Here is a 22,491-nt window from a genome sequence, read left to right on the forward strand (position 1 = left end):
TTTAAAAGCCAATGTTAACACCAAATTGATAAGATTTTAAGTTCGGGAAACCAAAGTTGTCTACGCCCCTGTCTAACGTGCCAGTGCTGCTCGATTCCGGATCCAATCCGCTGTATTTGGTGATGGTTAAAATATTTCTGGCCGAAGCGGTTACTGAAACCGTTTTAGCCCATTTGATATTTAAAGCATTACGAAGGTTGTATGATAAGGACAAATCTCTAAGGCGCAGGAACGAACCGCTTTCTGCAAACCAGCTAATTGGGTTTGTTGAGTTGTACAAACTTCCGTAATAGGCGGTAAACGCACCGGTCTGGCCGTTAACGGTAACTTCCTTATCAAAATCTGCAGCAAGCTGATCTCTATATAACCATTGGCGAGTTAAATTGTAAACTTTGTTTCCGTAGTTCCAATCGAACTGAAACGAGAGACTTAAATTTTGATAAATGTTGAAACTGTTTATAAACGACATGGTAAACTTCGGCGTTGGGTCGCCCATATTTTTCTTATCATCGCTACTTGTAACGAGAACTTGCTTTGTCGTTTTATTGGTTACAAACCCATTAACCAACTCATAATCTCCAACATTTGCCGCAGCAATATAGCGTGAACCATCAGGTTTTAACTGATCTACTGATGATAGCGGAACCTGCCCATAAAAAATGCCGAAGCGTTCGCCCGCTTTTAAGGCAAAGTTGCCTGAAACCACATCCTGGCCATTTGCAATTTTATCCACAATGGTTTGAGAATGTGCGAAGCGAATGCCGAAATTCCAGGTTAGGTTCTTTTTTTGAAGCATGGTTGCGTCAGCACTGAATTCGTAGCCACTGGATTTTAGCGTCATTAAGTTATCGTTTATGGCAACATAGCCTGTAGATGGAGATAAATCGGCTGCCTGGATTACATCGCCACTTTCCCGCTTCCAATATGTAGCCGTAACCGCTACCCTACTCACCCAGGCTTTGTTATTGTTTGCGAGCACAAAATCAGTTCCTGCTTCAAACTCTTTAGATGTCTGCACCCGTAAAAAAGGGTTACTTGCCGTACCCGGAAGTGTTAAATAACTGCCATCGCCTAAGGTTCCAGCATCTAAGGTTACCTGACGGGCATATCTTCCCGGTTGAATTCCGGCTTCGCCATAGGCTGCACGGACTTTCCACTGTGGCAACCAGGATAGTTTTAACAAATCTGAAGGGTTAAAATAAGCGGTTCCTCTTGGAAATGTAAAAGCCTTACCACCAGCACCAAATTCTGATGAATAATCGGACCTTACCCCAACGGATACTCCCGCCAAAGTTCCCCAATCGATGCTCTGATTAAACAAAAGGCCATAGCTTAAAAAAGCGTTTGAGTTGCCGGTTGCTGTCTTTGTTGTTGCAACGTTGATGTTGTACGGTGGATAAGAAGGCAAACCCACTCCTCGTCCGTTAAAATAGTTATAACCTTCTTTACGCACGTCGTAAGAAACCTGAGTTGAGGTCGTAACCGGTAATTTCGAGTTGAAATCTTTTACAAAGTCGGTTCTGAAAAATACCGAAGCAATTGAATTGAATTTGGTATTCCTGGTGTTGCTTTGCTCGTAAGAACCTTCCCGTGTTCCAAAATAAAGGTCCTGCCCTGTTGATGTCTGGTTTTTATAATAATCGAGGTTATTTAAGGCATAGTAATCTAAACCAACTTTATAATCTAGCTCAACAAATTTCGGGAACTTGTAATTAAGGTTTAAACTTTGTACAAACCGGGTTGATTTATCTTTTCGTACGTGCCAGTCATTTTCGGCAAGTGAGTTACTTTGGTTTTCTTCTTTTGGCTGTACGATAAGATTTCCCAAGGCATCCCTAAAAGTAAAATCGATAAACTGATAGGAGTTCAAAAGCGGAAAACGATTTCCTGAAATTAAGTTCTCATCTTCAATTATGGCTTGTGAGGTTGACCGTAAGGTAAAGTTTTTAAACAGCTCCACACCCAAATTGATACCGGCAGTATGCCTGGTAAGTTTGTTGTTCATTACGTTTTGCTGATCTAATCTGGATACGTTAATCGAGTAATCAGACTTATCTCCACCGCCCGAAATACTCAGGTTATTATTATAAGTTGAAGCCGTTCTGAATGCTTGTTTGAGGTGATCGTAAACCGGCTCCAGATACGGCTTATTATTTACCGTAGTTGCCCCCGATAAAAGTGCCGGCTCGGTGTATTTGCCGTCAGTACCGCGGGCAATTCTTACGGCGTTGTTGTCTAAAATATAGCCCTGACCATCGGTAACATAATGATGGTATTTAGCCAGGAGGTCGTCTCCCTGTATGATTTGATCGGAACTAAACTTTGAACTGAAATTAATTGCAGGCGCAGTGCCTCTTGTTCCTTTTTTGGTAAAAACCTGGATAACGCCATTTCCACCTTGCGCACCATAAAGCATGCCTGCGGCGGCACCTTTAACTACCTCTACACGTTCTACCAAACTTGGGTCGAGTCCGTTTAAGTCAGAAACTTCTACCCCATCAACCAAAATCATCGGGTACGTGCTACCCAACGTATTAATACCACGGAGAATAATTGAAGCCCCATCGCCTGCCTGCCCGGAACCTGTACGGATAACCGCACCGGCTATCTGGCCCTGGAGTGCTTGTTCTACCGAGCCGGTTACCACACTTTTCGCAAAGTTTTTTGATGATAAAGTTGCCACATCCACGCCGATTTTTCTTTTGTCTGTCGCAGTACCAACACCGGTTACTACCACGTCCGATAGTTGTTTGGAATCTACCGCCATAGACACTTTAAGGTCTGTACCACTAACAGAAACAGTTTGAGTAGAATAGCCAAGAAAGCTGAAAGTTAATTCTGTTGCGCTGGCGGGCAGGGAAAGTTTAAAGGTTCCGCTGGCGCCGGTTGTGGTTATGGCTTTAACGCCTTTTGCAGAAACGGTAACGCCCGGAAGCGGCAATCCGTCATCTTTTCCCACTACAGTACCAGTGATTGTACGATCCTGTGCATAAATACCTTGAGCAAGGTAAAGCACCAGAAAAGAAATTAAGAGTAATTTTCTCTTCATAACAATAGGTTTAGTTGATTTTAGGTTTAATTATCACGAATTTATTACAAAACAGATATTAAAACGAACAAAAAACCGCTAATGGTAATATACTGCTACAATAAGTTAATTAACTATCGAGATTTTCTTATCGAAAATGGAAGAAATATATAAAATATCCACTCTTTAATGGTTTAAAATAGATATTTACACGCTTTAACATTAAAAATTAAACAATAAGACAAATAAAGCTCAACTATTTTCAGATAAATCAGAAAATATACGGTAAAAACAGCAAAAAAAAAAGCCTGAGAAATCGAACGACTTAATTAATATCTAACTATAATTCAAACCAATCCGTTCACAAGTTTGCCATTGAGGAAGCTGGATTGTACCTCAATTTAAAGTGCAAAGCGTCTATTTTAAAAGAGAATTTTAACAGTTAGGAATTAATGGAAAACAGGAAATGTTTCTTTAGTTTTATCGCAGAATAAATCTTAAATTATTACAACCCTATAAAATTAGAAGAATGAAAGTAGAAGATGTATTTAAGAACAACGAAAAATGGATTTCGGATAAATTGTCGATCAATCCAGATTATTTCACAGAATTATCTAAAGGCCAGACACCGGAATTTTTATACATCGGCTGTTCTGATAGCCGCGTTACCGCAGAAGACCTGATGGGCATCCAGCCAGGCCAGGCTTTCGTACATAGAAACGTGGCAAACCTTGTAAACAACGTTGATTTAAACGTTATGACGGTTTTAAACTACTCGGTTCGCCACCTGAAAGTGAATCATATCGTTGTTTGCGGTCACTACAATTGTGGCGGGGTTAAGGCGGCAATGCAACCTGCAGATATGGGGATTTTAAACCCCTGGCTGAGAAACATCAGAGATGTATACCGCATTCATAGAGACGAACTAAACGCAATAGAAGATGAAGGAAAACGGTACGACAGGCTTGTAGAACTCAATGTTCAGGAGCAATGCGTAAACTTATTAAAAACCGCAGCCGTTCAGGAAGCCATTACACAGCGTGGCTTAACAGTTCACGGATGGGTTTTCGACATTAGAACTGGGAAGCTGGTAGATTTAAAAATTGATTTTGAGGCGATATTAAAAGACATCAGAGAAATTTACAACCTCTATTAGTTGCAATAAGTTAAATAATAATACCGTTTAGCTTTCAAAATCTATCGTGGCAACGATGTTACGCCTAATTTTTTTTTTAAAAGCAAATGCCGGAAGTTTGGTTAGACTACTATCTCAAACTTCCGGCATTTTATTTATTTGCAACCTAATAATCGCAGCAGCGGGAACTACCTTCCCATCCAGCCGCCATCTACAGTTAAAATTGTTCCGTGAACATAATCTCCTGCTTTTGAAGCCAGGAAAATGGTAGGCCCTTTAAAATCTTCGGGCGTTCCCCACCTTCCGGCCGGGATGCGAGATAGAATCGAAGTACTTCTCTCCTCATCATCGCGTAAAGCAGAAGTATTATCCGTTGCGATATAACCTGGCGCAATCGCGTTAACATTTACCCCTTTGGATGCCCACTCATTTGCAAAAGCTTTTGTTAAAGATGCAATGGCGCCTTTACTTGCCGCATAACCCGGAACAGTAATCCCGCCTTGAAATGACAAAAGCGAAGCCGTAAAAATGACCTTGCCGCTCCCTCTCGCCACCATATCCCTGCCAATTTCTCTGGTTAAAATAAAAGGCGCATTTTGATTTACCGCAATCACTTCATCCCACATTTCATCAGGATGTTCAGCAATAGGCTTGCGTAAAATTGTTCCGGCATTATTTACCAGAATATCAATAACAGGATGATCTGCTTTCACTTTTGCTGCAAACTCTAAAGTTGCCTCACGTTTACCGAAATCACATTGATAAGCGTAAAATTTCCTGCCGAGCGCTTTCACCTCCTGCTCTACAGCACTACCGTTTAGTTCTAAACTTGCAGAAACGCCAATGATATCTGCTCCGGCTTCTGCCAGCGCCAAAGCCATCGCTTTGCCGATACCTCTTTTACAGCCGGTAACCAGCGCAATTTTACCCGTTAAATCGAATATGTCAGCCATTTTATTCTTCTTGCTAATTAGTATTAAGTTCTGTTAAATTATTTCACATCGAATGGCTACTTCAATTCTGTTATGGCGCAATGATCCATGTCGCCATAATCCAGGTTTTCGCCGGCCATACCCCAGATAAAGGTGTAATTGCTTGTGCCTGCACCAGAATGGATTGACCAGTTTGGAGATATCACTGCCTGGTCATTCTGCATCCAGATGTGGCGTGTTTCCTGTGGCTGACCCATAAAATGACAAACACTCTGTCCCTGTGGAACTTCGAAATAAAAATAAGCTTCCATCCGCCTGTCGTGCGTATGTGCAGGCATAGTATTCCAAACACTTCCCGATTTTAACTCTGTCATACCCATTTGAAGTTGGCATGTTGGCAAAACACTATTTACCAAAAGCTTATTTATCACCCGGTGATTGGCGGTTTCAGGCGTACCTAATTCTACAATTTCTGCATCAGCTTTGCTTACTTTTTTCGTTGGATAAGTGTGGTGTGCCAGTGCTGAATTGATGTATAATTTTGCAGGCTTCCCGCTATCTACCGATTCAAAGGAAACATCTTTTGTGCCTTTACCAATGTATAAAGCCTCCTTATAATCAAGCTCGAATGTTGTGCCGTCTGCCTTTACAACTGCTTTGCCACCAACATTAATTATACCTAATTCTCTCCTTTCCAAAAAAAAGTTTGCTTTCAAATCGTCGGGGTTAGGCAAGTCTAACTTCTCGTTTACAGGCATTGCACCACCAACAATATATCTATCGAAATGCGATAGGGTAAGATTCACCTGATTGGCCTCAAAAACATTTTCAATTAAAAAATTATCACGCAGAGAAGCGGTATCCATTTGTTTAACTTCTTTCGGACTTTGAGCGTAACGGCTTTCGAATTTATTCATTGCTTAAAATTTGGAATGACTGACTTGAAAAATTCAAATCATAATGGCAAATATATTTATACAATAATTAATAAGGGAATGAATAGTCAACTTATTTAAAATAAAGGTACTTCGCTCAATTGTTGTCGTTTAAACCGAAAGTTTCGAGAATTTGACGCACCTTGCTGTAATATTAAATTTAATTTTTTTTAAGCAACGGCTTCAGTTATGCCAGCCTTTAGAATAAAATTTTCAGCAGGGTTTAGATCTTTACGCACGTATGCGGTTTCCATCCATTTGCTTTAAGTTAGCATGGCTTAGTCGAATTTTCAAGCCAAAAATTTTTACACCAGTGGAACAAAACTATTTTCATCAATTGGCGTTTATTGTCAATTGCCTAACCATTATTTGCAGCACTTAGAACTTGACAACAACAGCTAAACCAAACCCACCGAAAAGTTCAGTGGTTTCAAAAATATTGCTCGTACTCGGTTTAACGCTTTTGTTAGCGGTAGAGGGTTATTTCGGTTATCAATTGCATGAGCTCTCCAGCCGGCAGGAAGAAATTAAAAAAGATTACTCGGATTATAACAACATCACTTACGGTTTATTCTCAGTAGACCAATGGAAAGAGGAAGTTTCCGGCATCGTAAATCATCAGGTTCGCCATTTCACAATGACGCCCAAGCAGAAAAAGGAGCTTCAGGTAGAGGTTGAACAGATTATTTTGGCGCTGATAAACAAAGCTGAAGCCATTGTAAACAAACCGCAAAAAACAGTTGGCGGAAAACTAACGAAATTTGCAGTCAGGAATTTTGTAAACACCGACGATATAAAAGCCCAGGTTCCTGGCTTCGCCAAAACTATTATTGCGAAAGTGGATAACCCTGCAAACAAAAAGCAATTAAGTAAAATGGCGATGGGTCAATTCAATGCCATTCAACAAACGGGCGATATCGACAGCTTGCTGACAGAAAAAAACACCATGGTTGATCGCTTATATAAGAAATACCATGTTTCTACTACCGATGAGTTTAATACAAAACTATCCGCTTCTTTAGATAAAATCCGTACAACCACATACACTTACTCATTTGTGATGTTGGTTTGCATCCTTGTTGTATTAACCTTGTGGTGGTTGCTTAGAAAACGCACTGAGTTGCATGCTACACTGTTTATTATGTCGCTACTTTTCGCTTTCATTTTGCTGGCCATTGGCTTAACGGCATCAATGATTGAGGTGGACGCAAGAATTAAAATACTGGATTTTGTGCTCTTGGGCGAACATGTTGTTTTTAAAAACCAGGTTTTGTTTTTCCAAAGCAAAAGCATTTTAGATGTGGTAGAAGTGTTGGTAAAACAGCCTGCAATCGATTCTATTCTTGTGGGTATTTTAATCCTGATTTTTAGCATTCTTTTTCCTGTTATGAAACTTACATCCACAGGCATTCACCTGCTTAGTAAGAAGAAAATTGCCGAAAGTAAATTTATCAGATACTTTGCATTTCAATCTGGCAAATGGAGCATGGCCGATGTAATTGTGATCGCAATACTAATGGTTTACATCGGGTTAAATGGTTTGTTGGAAAGCCAGCTGGCAAACCTGAATATTAAAAGCGATACGCTCACCGTGCTTACCACGAATAATACTGCGCTGCAGCCCGGTTATATCATTTTTATAAGTTTTGTGCTGTATGGCCTTACGCTTTCAACGATATTGAAATTTATTACCCCGCACGATGCACACTAAATGCTGTTTATACCAATTAAACTATTAACCTGTAACTACGTTGACAACGCACCAAGAAACACCGTCCAATAAAAAAAGCGCACTTAATGTATTTCTCATCATTGGGTTATCTGTTTTGCTATGCGGAACCATTTATTTTGGCTACCGACTTAACGAAAATGCCATTGAGCGTGAGCAGATTAAAGAGGATTACAGCATGGTTAATAACATAACTTTTGGCTTGTTTTCTGTTGATCAGTGGCGTGATAAACTTGTAGAGGTTGTTAACCGGCAGGTTACCGATTTTAATATGACCGGCAAACAGAAAAAAGAACTGCAGGCAGAGGTCGAACATCAGCTACATGGACTGGTTACGAAAGCGGTATCAGAAATTAATAAACCTCAGAAAACGCTCAGTGGAAAGCTCACAAAATTTGCGTTTAAACAATTCGTAGATCCGAAAAAAATTCATGCTCAGGTGCCGTCCTTTGCTAAAACCATCATCACGAAAATTAACAGTCCGGCGAGTAAAAAGAGGTTAAAAAATATAGCCACCAGTAAACTGGAACAGCTCGAAAATCAAACCTACGACAGTACAAACGTGGCTAGCGCTTCGGTAATAAAATATATCGCAAAAAAATACCTGGTATCCGATCCGGTTAAGTTTAACAGCCGCATAAACTATAAACTTGCAGTAATTAACAAGGCAACCTACAATTCATCATTCGCAATGCTTGGCTGCGTGCTGGCGGCGCTAGCTTTGTGGCTAATCATGAAAAAGCAGGTTAAATTACACAACACGCTATTTATCATGTCGCTGTTGTTTGCTTTTGTACTTCTTGTTGTTGGAACTACAACACCTATAATTGAGGTTGACGCACGGATACATAGCCTTAACTTTTTAATTCTTGGCGAAAAAATTACATTCGAGAATCAGGTCCTTTTCTTCCAGAGTAAAAGCATTGTTGATATTATCAGCGTTTTAATTTCGCAGCCAAAGCCAGATTCTGTTGTAATCGGCGTCCTGATTTTAATCTTTGTAATTCTATTGCCAATTTTGAGGTTAACGGCAAAAGGTATTCATGTACTTGGCAAAGATCGGTTTGCGGAGAACAAGATTATTAAATACTTAACTTTCGAATCTGGGAAATGGGACATGGCGGATGTAATGGTTGTTGGCATACTGATGACATACATCGGATTGAATGGTATTTTGAAAAGTCAGCTTTCCAACCTCGAAATCCATAACAATGTTCTAACAACAATGACTGAAAACAACACTTCGCTACAGCCCGGTTATTTTGTATTTGCGGGATATGTTATCTATTCAATCATCTTGTCGGTAATTCTTAAACGAATGACGCCAAATGATACGATCATCTAAGAGAAATTTATCGAAACTTTTTTCCGCAAAAGTAACTTGTATTAATTATGAAACTATTACAAGCATTAGTTGGCGGCTTTGCAGGCGCAATAGCCCTAAACTTACTCCATGAAACCGCCAGACGAGTGGATTCGAAAGCGCCAAGAATCGATTTGCTTGGCGAACAGGCCTTAAACAAAACGCTTTCTGCGGTTAAGGCGCCAAAATTAAGCGGCAATAAGCTATATGCGGCAACCTTAGCAGGAGATATTGTTAGTAATGGTTTGTATTATTCGCTGATTGGTTTAGGCGAGCAAAATAACACCTGGACAAAAGCTTTAACTTTAGGCTTAACGGCGGGCATTGGAGCAATTGAAGTTCCAAAAAACATTGGCCTGAATGATGAGCCCGTAACAAAAACTAATAAGACAAAGATTTTAACAGTCGCCTGGTACTTATTTGGTGCAATAGTTACCGCATCCATAACTAACACTTTGCGGAAAAATGATACGGCTTAAATGAAAAATAGCTGCAATTTGCAGCTATTTCCCGTTCATGAACTAAGATTACAACATCATAAAGTAACTTCAGCTTACAATTTGTATTAGATGATGTCGTTCCTGCTTGCTTCGTCATCATCTTCGTCGTCATCGTAAAGCGCATCTTCATCTAAATCCGAAGCGGAACCGACGTTCTGATCCTGGTCAGCGTCGCTTCCATCCAATTGTTCATCCAAATCATCAGTATCATCGTCATCATCAAGAAACTGATCGGTGTCGGCATCACTGGCGTCAATTTCATCACCAAGGTCGTTTGCATCTGCGTTGTCGCCACTCAGGCTTCCGGTTCCAGATTCAGTGCCTGAATTTCCTAACGCACCGCCCCCTTCATTTTGTCCTTGGCCAAAAGAGCCACCTGTGGTTTCGGGCTCAGATCCAGTTCCATTTCCCACGCCCAAATTTTGGTTTTCTTCCAAGTTGCTGTCGTCTAAATTTTGATTTTCCATGGTTAAATTTTTAAATAGGTAGATTGCTGCGTTAAGCTTTTCAACGCTATAAATACAACTCCTTTTCGCAAACTAAAGTTCGCTGTAGAAACACCGGTTCGTTATGTATTAATACGGAAATGCTAATTATTTATCGCTAAAACCTGTACCGTAAATTTTTGTTTATTAACTGTTCTACAACCGATTTTATATGCGATACCGCTTTACCAATCTTATATCACTTTTTCTCCCATTGATAGTTTTAGCTTCCTGTAAAACAGGTACGATGAACTTATTTAAAGCGGGTTCGCCCCACGAACTTTACCAGAGAAAGTTGGTTTCAGCGGGACTGGATAAGACCGCTATCGGAGGTGAGTGGATTAATTTAGCTTCAGGTATTTTACAAAAACCGCTAACCATAAACATTCCTTACAAAGAAACAGGCTACTTCTCGGCAGAAAATGCAAACGCCGCAGCTTATCGCTTTAACGCCATAAAGGGCGAAAAAATTCAGGTTTCCATTATGAAAAAACCAGCTGAAGCCGCCGTGATTTACACAGATATCTGGCTAGAGCCAACTGGTGGAACGATCAAATTACTCGCATCAGCAGATACCCTTGGCAATAACATAGCACTTGATATAGAAGAAACCGGAAATTATATAATCAGGCTACAGCCAGAGCTTTTACGAAGTGCAGAATATACCCTTGAAATTACCTCCGGGCCATCACTGGGTTTCCCGACAAAAACTGGCAGAAACAATATCCAGAGCTTTTGGGGCGACGGCCGGGATGATAATCATCGTAAGCATGAGGGCGTTGATATCTTCGGAAAATTTAGAAGTCCTGTTGTAGCCACGAACGATGGTACCGTAACCCGTGTAAATGAAAATAACCTGGGCGGAAAAGTAGTTTGGTTTAGGCCGAAAGGCAAAGATTATACTTTGTATTATGCCCATCTGGATGAACAGGCAGCAAAAGAAGGTCAGGAAGTTTTGGCCGGCGATACAATTGGTTTTATGGGCAACACCGGAAATGCAAAAACAACACTACCACATCTGCATTTCGGGATATACACCTTCAGCGGAGCGGTAGACCCACTTCCTTTTATAAACCCGGTTATTAAACAAGCGACAAAAATTACAGCGCCGGTCTCAAATCTCAACAAAACATTTAGAACAACATCCAAAGTTACCCTTAGAGCTGCATCGGATAACAAAGCTATCGGAATTGTTCAAATTGCTCCGGGCACAGTTGTTAAAATAAACTCGGCAACGGCAAGCTGGTACAAAGTAGAGCTACCGAACGGAGAGAAGGGTTTTTTAAAAACCACGGAGATAACTCAGGCTTCAAAAGCACTTCGAAAACTTGGAATAACAACATCAAATATTTCCGTTTATGACAAGCCTGACAGCCTGGCCGCTGTAAAATCAAAATTGAGCCCCGGCGATAAGGTTGATTTATTAGGTAACTTTGGAAATTATAGTCTGATCAGTACCAACAGTTCAACATCCGGGTGGATTAAAAATTGACGATGAAAATATTCCAAAAAGCATTTACGTTAAAGGAGAAGAAAAGAGGTTTTCATCTCATAACAGATGAATTAGTTAATTCGTTTCCGGAGTTGAAGAACATTTCAATCGGTTTATGCCAGGTGTTTATACAGCACACCTCGGCGGCGCTTACCATAAACGAAAACGCAGACCCAACGGTTAGGATTGATTTTGAAATGTTCTTTAACAAAAGTGTTCCGGAAAACGATCCGGATTATGAACATGATTACGAAGGCTCGGATGACATGCCTGCCCACTTAAAAGCATCGCTGCTTGGTGCATCGGTTATCATACCAGTTAGAAACGGACGTCTCGCTTTTGGCACCTGGCAGGGAATCTACCTTTGCGAACATCGAAATCGAGGTGGGGCAAGAAATATTTTGGTTACCGCATGGGGCGAGTAAGGTTAAGCAACCTGCTTAAACTAATTTATTTGTCTGGAACCTTTTCCTGCAATTCTTTGTGATTATCCTGAATGGAGTTCCCCTCGGTCTCTACTTCAACCTCTTTTGTTGTAACCGCATAGTGCGACGGGTGAATTTCTGACCCGTAAGCAACAGCGTAAGCTTTTGTAAATTCGGCACCAAAATATAGAATGATGGATGAATAATAAGTCCATAATAACAAAATTACCAGTGAGCCTGCAGCGCCATAAGTGCTGCCAACATTGCTTGAGCCGATATAGAAAGATATGCCGAATTTGCCCACCATGAAAAGCACGCCAGTTACTATCGAACCAAGGATAACATCTCGCCATTTAATTATGGCATCGGGCAGTACCTTGAATATCACCGCGAACATTAATGAAATAACGGCCAGTGTTATCGCCATGTTTAATACGTAAAAAACAACAACCGAAACTTCTTCAAAGCGTGCTTCCAAACGTTTGCTAAAGGCATCAACAACGGTATTTACCACTAAAGAAACCATTAGTACGAAACCTAAACTTACTATTACTGAAAACGATAAGAACCTATTCTGAAGCATTTTCAGCCATCCTCTCTTTGGCTTCGGTTTTAAGCCCCAAATGGTGTTAATTGAATCCTGAATATCGCCAAAAATTGTTGTTGCACCTATAAGTAACGTAACCAAACCGATGATAAAAGCAACAGTACTTTTGCCGTTTAAGTAGGCACTCTTTATAATCTGCTGTAACTGCAACGCAGTATCTTTCCCTAAAAAGCCGGCAAGTTGCGCATAAACCTGGCCTTCTGCAGCCTCTCTTTTTAAGAAAATGCCACAAAGCGAAATAATGATAACGAGTAAGGGCGCCATGGAAAAAACGGTATAATAGGCTAACGAACCACTAAGTTTGGTTACCTTGTGATCTGTAAAACCACCGAATGACGCTTTTAAAACTTCCCATATTCCCTTTAACGTAACTTTCTTCTTATTCATAATGCATCGGAATTGATATACATTAGAACCCGTCGTTTCCTGTTTTTGTTTGTAACGAAATGCATTGAAGTGCTTTGCTGACTAATAATTGAAACATTTCACGGAAAAAGAAATGAAGGAAAAGGTCGTAAAACCCGAATTAGTTTAGGCAAAACTCCTAGAAAAAAAATGCTAACTAAAGTTGTAAATCCAGTTAACTGCAAAAAAAATAGCCCTTTAAAAAGGGCTATTCAATTATGAAGTGAAACAGATTACTTTATCTTTATCCAGGCTACAATATCATTAATAAGCGTTGCGGATACACTTGAGAAAGCCTGATACTGAACCCCGGTTCCTTTCTCTACCTGTTGACTTAAAAGATGATTCAATTCGGGATAAAATTTAAATTCAGCATTTTGATTTCCGGAAAGACCTGCCTTCCATAAGTCGAAATCCTTTTGGCCTACCTGAAAATCGTTACCGCCCTGAATGATGAAAACTCTAGGTTTGATAAGTTTTTTCGCTGCAGCAACCTGGTCGTAATTATTAATATCTACCCAATATGAGGCTGGAATACCTAAAATTGCCGAGTCTGGCTTCATTGTTCCTAATTGAGTGATATTTCCTTTAGCAATTTCTGCTGTAGCCAGGTCGAACTGCGTTTTTGCAAGCTTCGCGGTGTCGGCAACTTTGTCGAAAAGGTATTTGTTTTGCTCGAGCATAAGCTCGCTAAGCTTTCTAGCCGGCGCTGCCGCCAAAATTACGCCGCTTAAATCAGGAACCTGGGCTGCAATGCGAGGCGCAAGCATACCACCTAAACTATGGCCGAAAAGGTATATATTTTTACTATCTGCACCAGGAATGGTCTTTGCCATGGCTAAAGCGGCAACGGCATCGTCCATTACCTCTTCTTTAACCGTAAAGGTTTTCCTAAACTCCTGAGCGTAAACCATAGTGCGTTTAACATAGCGGATGGAACCTATACCCTGCGCTGCCAATCCTGCAGCCAAATCTTTGAAGGGTTTGTTCGGGCCAACCGTCTCATCCATATCAGCCGGACCAGAACCATGAACGAACACAACCATAGGAAAGCTCTTAAGATTTTTTGGTGTTGTTATAACCGCAGCTAATTGATGCCCGGGTGAATTCAGATAAGCTGTCTTCTCCGCATAAAGGGTGGTATCTGCATAAGATGGAGCCAAATATTTAGAAACTACAGGCTTCGGAGCCAAAAATAAGCCGACAATTTTTTGAGTTTTGTTAAAGCCAAGAATAAAGGACTGAGTTCCCCTTTCAAATTCACCCTCTACTGTTACAGCAAAAAAATCGCCCTGAGTTTTACTTTGAACAGCCTCCAACGATTTCGACTTGCCTAAAGCGGTATGGATATCAGTCCACATTTTTTTTAACTGTTCTTCTGATAACTTAGCTTTAACTGTTTCATCAAAATTTCCGTAAGCCTCAGTAAATTTTCCATCTTCTAACAGCTGAAAGAAATTATTAGCGCCATTAAAAAGGCTGATAACATTCTGAGCAAAAGATGCCGTTGTAAAAAATAATAGCGCAAAAACTATTAGTATACTTTTCTTCATGAATAATAATGTATTGTTTAGTTAAACAATCAAAGTTAACAATATTTGATTCCTATTTTGTTAAAATACAACCAATTGCTCAACTTTTTATTGCTAAGCTTTAAGAATAATTTTGATATCATTTCCGGCGCAAGCCCTTTATTTAGCAGAGCAAGAAATCAAATCACAAAAAAAATAAAAAAAAATACCGCTTAATACAATAATTTCATTTATCAGCGTTTATGTATGTGAGAGCGTTAATTTAGATGACGGGGATGCTGCTTCGGCGGAATCCCCGTTTCTTTTTTCAACTTGGCGCCATCCGCCGATTAAATATCCTTTCTCTGTGCCGGTTTCACTTACTAATAATTTCTATGCACAAAAAAGGGACACTTTGAAATGTCCCTTAAGATATATGATGGGTTAAGAATTTTAGTTTTCTTTGGGAAACCCTGAGGCATCCCGGAAGTTATTGTTAAAGGTTTTATATTTTCTGGGTTTCAACAATACCCATAAACCCAATCCAATTAACACAAGAGCTGTTGTAATTTTTGAAAGTTCGAAGTCAAAAACGGTGATGTCTTGAAGCGTGAAAAATCCGCCGATAACTGTGAGCGCCAACCAGCCTCCACCCTGAAAGTTTTTACGATAACCTATCCATAAACCTGCGGCAAGCATAATGGTGTGCCAGCTCAATACCCAGTGTGGCATTGCCCAGCCAATATTTTTGAGTAAGAATATCGAACCAATAACGATAACTAAAATGCCCAAAGCGTTTTGTTTATCTGTGTAGTTTTTTCTGATTAAATTTTCCATGACGTTTGTTTTTATATATCAAATGTACATCGGACAAGCTGTAGAGCGAATGGATTTTCTTTAAACTACTTTAGTTTATCGGTGAGTTAAGCAAAAGCGTCGGCAAAAGAAATGAAAGGCATTTAAGGTATCGAAAAACCTCGGTGAAAAAAGTAGGATCGTAACCATTTGCTGTTTCGAAGCGCCAGGCTGCAGGTGGCCAAATTAACGCTTTGCGGAAATGTTACTTATTCAATATATAGGTGAAAATAGTTTGTAATTGATTAGAAGAAATTCGCTGTTTCGGCCGAAAGCTTAGGAACGCAACTATTCAAAAACCAGGATTTCACCAGCCCTGGCCATGATAACTTTCGATGTTAAGCCGATAAACAATCCATGTGCCAAAACGCCATCGATTTGATTTAAGGTAAAAGCGAGTTTTGCGGGTTCTGCTATTAAACCAAAGTCTGCATCGATAATGTAATTTCCATTATCAGTTACGAAGGTTTTACCCTCATGTTTACGCAAAATGCCGCTGCCACCTGCTTTCTCCAATTTATCAGAAACATATTGAAGGGCGAGGGGAACGACCTCAACGGGTACAGTAAAGGCACCAAGTGTATCTACTTTTTTAGATGAATCGGCAACAATAACTGAAAACTTACTCATCGAAGCAACTATTTTTTCGCGAAAAAGTGCACCGCCGCCACCTTTAATCAAATTCAGCGATTCGGTAAATTCATCAGCTCCATCAATACTGATATCAATCGACCCTAATGTTTCCAGTTTTAAAATCGGAATTCCGTATGAAGATGCAATTTCCTCAGTTTTAAGAGAACTCGCGGCGGCCTTAATCTGCAAACCATTTTTCATTCTTTCGGCAAGTTCTTTAATGGCAAATGTAGCGGTAGAACCCGTGCCCAAGCCAACAACATCATTGTTTTTAACCAAGTTAACTGCCTCTTTTGCTGCCGCCAGCTTTTCTGCATCTTGTTTAACTTTATCAATGGATTCCATTTCGTAAAATTAGCGAATTAACCAGTCATTATCATTTCATTTAACCAGATTCTACAGTGTGATAAAAAAAATTTAAGAAAATTTAACGGCTATGCAATAAATCTTAATTACAGCGTTTATGTATATGAGAGCGTTAATTTAGATGATGGGGATTCTGCCATAAGCGGAATCTCCATTTCTTTTTTTAGCTCTCTTCTGATTGGTTTTAACAAAAAAAACGGTTGATGTTTCCACCAACCGTTTAACCAAATTATTCAAACTAACTATTTTTATTTATCTAGTGAATTAATCCACGCAGCAATTTTTAAAGCTTCAGCTTTTGTTACCTGCGGCATTGGCGGCATTTCTGTAGAATAACCCGGCCAGTTTTGTGGCTGCGGATTATGGATTAATGAATAAATCTTCTCTGGCGAATATTTACGTTTAGCAATTTCTACGAAAGGGGGACCTATCTGTCTTTTCGTTGGATTGTGGCAAGCTAAACAAGTATTCTTCGTTAGTAAACCTTCAACCTCTTTGTAAGTTGGTGTTTTTGCCGATGCGGTTGTAGCGGTAGTTGCTTTAGCAGGCGTGGTATTTGTTGCGCCTTTGGCTTCAGGTTTGTTACCTGTTGAAGCTTTAGGTTTCGCAGACGGTTTAACCGGCGTAGCCGATGCTTTCGGGCCAGCTTCAGAGTTTCTGGTGCTCACCTCGCTCATTGATAACTTATCGCCATCAGCAATTTGATTTAGGGTATAGTAAGCAACCGGATGTACCAAGGAATAAAAACCTTCCTTGTCGCGAACACCATCTAATGTTAAAGTATGAATGTAGTATTGACGAAGATTCGGAATAATTAATCTGGCTTTCAAACCATCTTCGGAAACCTTTACACCTGTAATTTTCAGCGTTTCAACATTTACCGGCGGCGAACCATAAACCGGGTGATACTTATAAATAAAGCTTTCAGCTGCATAAGAAGCTAAATCTTCGGCCGATTTACGGTCAACTGGTTTTGTAAACTCAACTTCAAAACCATCAGGCATTGAGCGCACAGCTTTCATTTCGAAAGGTACTTTATTCGTGTAAACAAGACGTTCTAAACCTTCGTTCGCATCGCCGGCAGAACCCCAACCACGATTGGTTTCGCCAACAAACAATGAACCGTCAGTTCCCCAGGCCAATCTTAATACACCAGAACGGAATCCTTTTCTGAACAGGAAAGCTGCACCTTGCTCTTCGCCCTTCACAGTTTCGAGGAAAATTCTTGAAATGATACTCATTCCCTGGTCGCCAGCTAATATCTGCCCCGCAAAAGGACCAAAAGTATTTTCCGGGATTTTAACTGGCTCTGAAGATGAGATTCCTAAGATTCCGTACGGCAACCAAACTGAAGGCAGCTTTAATTCAGGGAAAACTTTTTTCATATCGAAAAGCGTTTTGAAGGTTTCATTTACCCTGTTTTCAGGCTTGATGTATCTTCCCTGATCGTTTTTGATACGGCGTTCATCAATGTTTGAATAGAAAAAATCTGAAGATAATTTAACTGGCGAATCTGATCTGCCAGTCCACCTTAAGCTTGCCGGGTGACCCATAAAGTCGCCTTTATTAATTTTCCACAAACCACCAGATCCTACCCAGTCGCCCTGATTTTCTGTATAATAAAACTGATTGTCGATCATACCGATACCGGCAGGCGAACGGAAACCAGCTGCATAAGGTGTCATTTTACCATCTTCGGTAATGTTCATAGCCCAGCCACGCATCGGTACACGGCTCTCGCCTCTCCACCATTCTTCATCGCCAAAAGCAACGTTAGCAGTTACCAGGAATGAACCATCGGCAGCAATTTTTGGCCCGAAACTATATTCGTGGTAGTGCCCACTTAAAGGCCAGGCATATACCGTTTCGTAAACATCGGCTTTGCCATCCATGTTTTTATCAACAAGTTTGGTAAGTTCGCCACGCTGTGCTACGTAAAGCGCTCCATTTTTTTGTGCTAATCCTAAAATTTCGTGTAATCCGGTTGCGAATTTGCGAAAATAAGGCTTAATGCTTGTCGGGTTTTCTACTACCCAAACATCGCCTCTACGCGTAGAAATTGCTAAGTCGCCATTTGGCATTGTAACCAAACCGCCAACTTCAAGAATTGGTCCTTCCGGAACGCGTACTCTATTTACTCTGAAAAAATCTTCTTCTTTTGGTGTTTCCTGAGCGAAAAGCGTTGAGAAACTCAAGCTAAGCGCCATTATTGCAAGTGTTTTAAATGTATATCTCATCGTAATTCAGACTAAAATAAAATAGAATAATTTAATTTGCTTCCGATTGCTATAATCAGTTGTTTTTTACCGTTAACATCTCTAACGATAGGTTTTTCCCCATTCGGGAATTGTAGGTAATAGGCTTTGTCATCAACTAAATAAAGGCCTTTAGAAACCTCATTAACATCTGATACCTCAGCCAAAAGCAGGTACAAATCTTTAGCCGGTTGCTCCAGGCTCACTTCTCTCGATAAGCCCTGGCCGTTTTCTAAAATCTTCACAGCATCGGTTACTTTGTTTCCATAAATCATGTACTTAAACTCGGGACGATCCTGATTATCTAAAGTGTAACCTTTGGTACGGAAACCGGTTCCTGTTGTATCTGTAACCCATGCAGCCTCTGCATTGGCCAATTTTGCAATGGCTAAAACAGGTTTTTTGGTGAAACGCGTTACGCTTCCCATCGGGCGAGACGTACCGTTTCCACGACCATCCCACATTGGCGTTGCATCTAAAAAGCCGCCATGCCAGCCGTGTAAAACTGTTCCGTTATCTAAATCGTAACTAAAAGCAGTTTGTTGCGGGCCGCCAACAGAAATTGCATGCACAGAACGAACACCTGGAACCACGTCGATAAAGCTACGAAGCATTGTATTTACAGGCGCTTCTACATAAATTGGATCGCCGCCACCGCCGCCACGACGGAAGCCTTGAGCAGATGAAGCAGGAAGATCTGTAATCGAAATATTTCTGAAAGCAATTGAACCATGATCACCTTGTAAGCGAATTGGAGCCATTGCCTTTTCTGTACCATAACCACCTCTTGTAGCGCCCCAAAGCTCTACATTTTCGTGGATGGTTACGCCATTCAGCTCTACACTTAGTAAACGAGCATTAGCAATTTTTTTCCCGCTTCCGTCGAATTTCGGTGCCTGGAATGCAATTTTTATGTGTTGCCAAAGTCCAGGTGCTTTACTCGCATTCTGGCGGGGAGCAATACCTCCGTAACCTTTCTCGCCTTCCGGCTTATCGTTATCCCAACGTTCGTAAAGGCCACCGTTGTTAGACGAAAGTGGATTTCTCACTGTCCACGAATCTTCCAGTTGTATCTCGTAGTTATTTTGAAGATAGATTCCTGAATTTGTGCCCTTAGCAGTAAGGTAATCCAATTCTAAAATCATATCACCATATTCCTTGATTGTTGTCAGGTCGAAGCCGGCTTTTTTCGGTGCAGAAATGTTTAGCAAAATTCCTGTTCCTTTCGTTCCCTTAATTGCGTTTGCCTCATTTAAATCCACGGCAACATCACCTACCAACGACCAAGAATTTCCTGGTTCTTTAAATGCTGATAAATCTGTGAGTGGAATATTGGGTTGCTGGCCAAAAGCCATGCAGGTACCTAAAAGCCAGACAAAGCCTGTAGAACCTGTTTTTAAGAAGTTAATCTTCATAATATTCGGTTTTGTTAGTAATCGTTTTGGTTTCTACCAATTTATTTAGTCTTATCATGATGGTTTTGAGCTTCCAGCAAGTGTGTGGTACCCGCCGGAAGCTCATCCTTCCAAATTGTTTTATTTTTCTGTTGATAACGAGTAAGGAAAATCTGCCGGATTTGAACCTCTGGTTTTGTTTGGTGTAGCGGTCATGTTAAAATTTAATACTGCACCTTTTTGCAAACCACTGTGGCTAATCCAGTTTTTAGAATATGGTTTTCCATCCAATTGCAATGATTGAACATAACGATTTTCGTCGCTGTTTGCGGCTGCATTTATCACTGCTGTTTTCCCATTATCTAAAGTGAGCGTTATCTTTTTAAACAACGGCGCACCCAAAACATACTGGTCTGTTGCTGGCGTTACGGGATAAAATCCCATGGCCGAGAATACATACCAGGCAGAAGTTTGTCCGTTATCTTCATCTCCACAGTAACCATCGGGCGTTGCTTTGTACATTCTATCCATAGTTTCGCGAACCCAATATTGTGTTTTATACGGAGCACCACCAAAATTGTACAGGTATATCATATGCTGAATTGGCTGATTCCCGTGAGCATACTGGCCCATGTTGGCAATCTGCATTTCGCGAATTTCGTGGATTACGCCGCCATAAGCACTTTCATCAAATATTGGAGGCATAGAGAAAACCGAATCAAGCTTGGTTACAAACTTTTCATGCCCACCCATTAATTTAGCTAAACCATCAATATCCTGAAATACCGACCAGGTGTAATGCCAGCTGTTACCTTCGGTAAAAGCACCACCCCATTTAAACGGACTGAAAGGGCTCTGGAACGTTCCATCCTGATTTTTACCACGCATTAGGCCAGATGCAGGGTCGAAAAGATTTTTGTAATTCATCGCTCTTTTCTTATAGATTTCAATTTCAGAAGCTGGGCGTTTAAGCGCTCTTCCTAACTGATAGATGGCAAAATCATCGTAAGAGTATTCCAAAGTCTTTGCAGCATTTTCATTTATTTTAACATCAAAAGGTACATAGCCTAATTCGTTATAATATTTTACACCATTACGGCCAACTGCGGCCATTGGGCCTTCGTTATTTGCACCGTGTTTAACGGCATCCCACAAAGTATTGATATCGTAACCACGAAGACCTTTTATGTAAGCATCTGAAACAACAGAAGCAGAATTGTTACCCACCATAATGTTGGCAAAACCAGGGCTGCTCCATTCGGGCAGGAAACCACCCTCTTTATAATCGTTTATTAAACCTTCCTGCATTTCCTTATTTATTGATGGATAAACAAGATTTAAAAATGGATATAAAGCTCTGAAAGTATCCCAAAAACCTGTACCCGCAAACATATATCCTGGCTTAATATCGCCCGTGTAAGGACTCCAGTGCACTATTTGATTTTTTGCATCCAGCTCATATAATTTATTCGGGAAGAATAAGGTACGATAAAGGCAAGAGTAGAAAGTGCGCATCTGATCGATGGTACCACCTTCAACAGCAATTTTACTCAGAGTTTTATTCCAAACGGCTTTAGCTTTTGACTTTGTAGCATCAAAACTATCATTTGCCAGTTCTCTTTTCAAATTTAGTTCTGCCTGGTCAAAGCTTATAAATGATGATGCGGTTTTAGCGGTAACTTTTTCACCTTTGGCAGTTTTAAAGCCAATAACTGCACCGGTGTGGTCGCTGGTAAGTTCCAGGTCGTTTCCTAACGTTTTTCCACTCCAGGTTTTCGCCAAAGTAAAGTCCTTATCAAAATATATTACAAAATAATTTTTAAAATTTTTAGGAAGCGGACCGCGTGCATATTTGCTCGTGTAGCCTATAATTTTTCTTTCTTTAGGGAAAATTTTAATGTAAGAACCTTTGTTCTGTGCATCGATTACCACAAAAGAGCTGTCTGTTTTAGGAAAAGTAAATCTAAACTGGGCGGCTCTTTCTGTTGGCGTAAGCTCAGTTGTCACATCAGCATCAGCTAAATAAACGCTGTAGTAGTAAGGTTTTGAAACCTCTGCCTTATGACTAAACCAGCTTGCACGTTCATCATCGGCAAATTTTAACTTGCCGGTAACCGGCATAATTGCAAAAGCACCGTAATCATTCATCCATGGCGATGGCTGGTGTGTTTGTTTAAAGCCGCGAATTTTATCAGCGTCGTAAGTATATGCCCAACCATCACCCATTTTACCGGTTTGTGGTGTCCACATATTCATTCCCCACGGAACGCCAACCGCGGGATAGGTATTGCCGTTAGACAGGCTTGGTTTAGAAGCCGATCCCATCAGCGGATTAATCCATTCTACGGGGTCGTTAACTTTGCCCACTTGTTGTGCGAAAGTTCCTGTAGCCGCAAAACTTAATAAGGCGATGAATAGTTTTTTCATTATTTGTATATCAG

Annotated in this window: 17 protein-coding genes; 6 read left to right on the plus strand and 11 right to left on the minus strand. The window is 40.5% G+C overall.

Annotated elements, in window-relative coordinates:
• Nucleotide 1: 1 nt before the first annotated feature.
• Entirely contained in the window at nucleotides 2-3,049 is a 3,048-nt protein-coding gene (locus tag AC0IWT_RS12910) for a SusC/RagA family TonB-linked outer membrane protein (RefSeq protein ID WP_471797478.1), read from the minus strand.
• Nucleotides 3,050-3,557: 508 nt separating this feature from the next.
• Here AC0IWT_RS12910 and AC0IWT_RS12915 point away from each other — a divergent pair.
• Nucleotides 3,558-4,184, plus strand: a complete 627-nt coding sequence (locus tag AC0IWT_RS12915; protein WP_471797479.1) for a carbonic anhydrase — start codon at nucleotides 3,558-3,560, stop codon at nucleotides 4,182-4,184.
• A gap of 167 nt (nucleotides 4,185-4,351) precedes the next feature.
• Here the strand turns inward: AC0IWT_RS12915 and AC0IWT_RS12920 are convergent, their stop codons facing one another.
• Together AC0IWT_RS12920 and kduI are read right to left on the minus strand one after the other, a co-directional pair.
• On the minus strand, nucleotides 4,352-5,116 hold the full coding sequence (locus AC0IWT_RS12920; protein WP_056869831.1) for an SDR family NAD(P)-dependent oxidoreductase: 765 nt from the start codon (nucleotides 5,114-5,116) through the stop codon (nucleotides 4,352-4,354).
• A 56-nt stretch (nucleotides 5,117-5,172) separates the two neighbouring features.
• Nucleotides 5,173-6,012, minus strand: a complete 840-nt coding sequence (kduI, locus tag AC0IWT_RS12925; protein ID WP_471797480.1) for a 5-dehydro-4-deoxy-D-glucuronate isomerase — start codon at nucleotides 6,010-6,012, stop codon at nucleotides 5,173-5,175.
• Between the two features lie 442 nt (nucleotides 6,013-6,454).
• On the opposite strand from kduI, the gene AC0IWT_RS12930 reads away from it, so the two are divergent.
• Genes AC0IWT_RS12930 through AC0IWT_RS12940 form a run of 3 tightly spaced genes read left to right on the plus strand, consistent with a single transcriptional unit; the run spans nucleotide 6,455 to nucleotide 9,601 of the window.
• Nucleotides 6,455-7,741 carry a paraquat-inducible protein A gene (locus tag AC0IWT_RS12930; protein WP_471797481.1) on the plus strand — a complete coding sequence of 429 codons (1,287 nt, stop codon included), beginning with the start codon at nucleotides 6,455-6,457 and terminating at the stop codon, nucleotides 7,739-7,741.
• A 40-nt stretch (nucleotides 7,742-7,781) separates the two neighbouring features.
• The gene (locus AC0IWT_RS12935) at nucleotides 7,782-9,104 is read left to right on the plus strand and encodes a paraquat-inducible protein A (RefSeq protein ID WP_471797482.1); all 1,323 of its coding nucleotides are present in this window, start codon (nucleotides 7,782-7,784) and stop codon (nucleotides 9,102-9,104) included.
• Between the two features lie 47 nt (nucleotides 9,105-9,151).
• Entirely contained in the window at nucleotides 9,152-9,601 is a 450-nt protein-coding gene (locus AC0IWT_RS12940) for a hypothetical protein (protein WP_471797483.1), read from the plus strand.
• Nucleotides 9,602-9,687: 86 nt separating this feature from the next.
• Here the strand turns inward: AC0IWT_RS12940 and AC0IWT_RS12945 are convergent, their stop codons facing one another.
• Nucleotides 9,688-10,089 carry a hypothetical protein gene (locus AC0IWT_RS12945; protein ID WP_471797484.1) on the minus strand — a complete coding sequence of 134 codons (402 nt, stop codon included), beginning with the start codon at nucleotides 10,087-10,089 and terminating at the stop codon, nucleotides 9,688-9,690.
• Between the two features lie 265 nt (nucleotides 10,090-10,354).
• Here AC0IWT_RS12945 and AC0IWT_RS12950 point away from each other — a divergent pair, with 265 nt between their 5' ends.
• Nucleotides 10,355-11,599 (plus strand): peptidoglycan DD-metalloendopeptidase family protein, encoded by a 1,245-nt coding sequence (locus AC0IWT_RS12950; RefSeq protein WP_471797485.1) that lies wholly within the window; start codon nucleotides 10,355-10,357, stop codon nucleotides 11,597-11,599.
• 2 nt (nucleotides 11,600-11,601) lie between these two features.
• Nucleotides 11,602-12,024 carry a secondary thiamine-phosphate synthase enzyme YjbQ gene (locus AC0IWT_RS12955; protein WP_471797486.1) on the plus strand — a complete coding sequence of 141 codons (423 nt, stop codon included), beginning with the start codon at nucleotides 11,602-11,604 and terminating at the stop codon, nucleotides 12,022-12,024.
• A 25-nt stretch (nucleotides 12,025-12,049) separates the two neighbouring features.
• Here the strand turns inward: AC0IWT_RS12955 and AC0IWT_RS12960 are convergent, their stop codons facing one another.
• From AC0IWT_RS12960 to AC0IWT_RS12990, 7 genes are all read right to left on the minus strand, one after another.
• Nucleotides 12,050-13,018, minus strand: coding sequence for a YihY/virulence factor BrkB family protein (locus tag AC0IWT_RS12960; RefSeq protein ID WP_056869823.1), 969 nt, complete (start codon nucleotides 13,016-13,018; stop codon nucleotides 12,050-12,052).
• A 251-nt stretch (nucleotides 13,019-13,269) separates the two neighbouring features.
• On the minus strand, nucleotides 13,270-14,589 hold the full coding sequence (locus AC0IWT_RS12965) for a DUF3887 domain-containing protein (protein WP_471797487.1): 1,320 nt from the start codon (nucleotides 14,587-14,589) through the stop codon (nucleotides 13,270-13,272).
• A 411-nt stretch (nucleotides 14,590-15,000) separates the two neighbouring features.
• A complete protein-coding gene (locus AC0IWT_RS12970; protein ID WP_471797488.1) occupies nucleotides 15,001-15,384 on the minus strand; it encodes a LiaF transmembrane domain-containing protein in 384 nt (127 codons plus the stop codon).
• Nucleotides 15,385-15,690: 306 nt separating this feature from the next.
• Complete coding sequence (gene rpiA, locus AC0IWT_RS12975; protein WP_471797489.1) at nucleotides 15,691-16,380, minus strand: ribose-5-phosphate isomerase RpiA; 690 nt, start codon at nucleotides 16,378-16,380, stop codon at nucleotides 15,691-15,693.
• A 269-nt stretch (nucleotides 16,381-16,649) separates the two neighbouring features.
• Nucleotides 16,650-18,638 (minus strand): c-type cytochrome, encoded by a 1,989-nt coding sequence (locus tag AC0IWT_RS12980; RefSeq protein ID WP_056869819.1) that lies wholly within the window; start codon nucleotides 18,636-18,638, stop codon nucleotides 16,650-16,652.
• A gap of 11 nt (nucleotides 18,639-18,649) precedes the next feature.
• The gene (locus tag AC0IWT_RS12985) at nucleotides 18,650-20,071 is read right to left on the minus strand and encodes a 3-keto-disaccharide hydrolase (protein ID WP_471797490.1); all 1,422 of its coding nucleotides are present in this window, start codon (nucleotides 20,069-20,071) and stop codon (nucleotides 18,650-18,652) included.
• A gap of 120 nt (nucleotides 20,072-20,191) precedes the next feature.
• The gene (locus tag AC0IWT_RS12990; RefSeq protein WP_471797491.1) at nucleotides 20,192-22,477 is read right to left on the minus strand and encodes a GH92 family glycosyl hydrolase; all 2,286 of its coding nucleotides are present in this window, start codon (nucleotides 22,475-22,477) and stop codon (nucleotides 20,192-20,194) included.
• Nucleotides 22,478-22,491 lie beyond the last annotated feature (14 nt).

Source organism: Pedobacter sp. AC464, from assembly GCF_979253075.1.

Bases quoted from the DNA above. Each gene is read 5' to 3' on its own strand.
- kduI (WP_471797480.1), bottom strand. From the start codon at position 6,012: ATGAATAAATTCGAAAGCCGTTACGCTCAAAGTCCGAAAGAAGTTAAA.
- AC0IWT_RS12945 (WP_471797484.1), bottom strand. From the start codon at position 10,089: ATGGAAAATCAAAATTTAGACGACAGCAACTTGGAAGAAAACCAAAAT.
- AC0IWT_RS12980 (WP_056869819.1), bottom strand. From the start codon at position 18,638: ATGAGATATACATTTAAAACACTTGCAATAATGGCGCTTAGCTTGAGT.
- AC0IWT_RS12915 (WP_471797479.1), top strand. From the start codon at position 3,558: ATGAAAGTAGAAGATGTATTTAAGAACAACGAAAAATGGATTTCGGAT.
- AC0IWT_RS12910 (WP_471797478.1), bottom strand. From the start codon at position 3,049: ATGAAGAGAAAATTACTCTTAATTTCTTTTCTGGTGCTTTACCTTGCT.
- AC0IWT_RS12990 (WP_471797491.1), bottom strand. From the start codon at position 22,477: ATGAAAAAACTATTCATCGCCTTATTAAGTTTTGCGGCTACAGGAACT.
- AC0IWT_RS12965 (WP_471797487.1), bottom strand. From the start codon at position 14,589: ATGAAGAAAAGTATACTAATAGTTTTTGCGCTATTATTTTTTACAACG.
- AC0IWT_RS12960 (WP_056869823.1), bottom strand. From the start codon at position 13,018: ATGAATAAGAAGAAAGTTACGTTAAAGGGAATATGGGAAGTTTTAAAA.
- AC0IWT_RS12970 (WP_471797488.1), bottom strand. From the start codon at position 15,384: ATGGAAAATTTAATCAGAAAAAACTACACAGATAAACAAAACGCTTTG.
- AC0IWT_RS12920 (WP_056869831.1), bottom strand. From the start codon at position 5,116: ATGGCTGACATATTCGATTTAACGGGTAAAATTGCGCTGGTTACCGGC.
- AC0IWT_RS12955 (WP_471797486.1), top strand. From the start codon at position 11,602: ATGAAAATATTCCAAAAAGCATTTACGTTAAAGGAGAAGAAAAGAGGT.
- rpiA (WP_471797489.1), bottom strand. From the start codon at position 16,380: ATGGAATCCATTGATAAAGTTAAACAAGATGCAGAAAAGCTGGCGGCA.
- AC0IWT_RS12985 (WP_471797490.1), bottom strand. From the start codon at position 20,071: ATGAAGATTAACTTCTTAAAAACAGGTTCTACAGGCTTTGTCTGGCTT.
- AC0IWT_RS12940 (WP_471797483.1), top strand. From the start codon at position 9,152: ATGAAACTATTACAAGCATTAGTTGGCGGCTTTGCAGGCGCAATAGCC.
- AC0IWT_RS12950 (WP_471797485.1), top strand. From the start codon at position 10,355: ATGAACTTATTTAAAGCGGGTTCGCCCCACGAACTTTACCAGAGAAAG.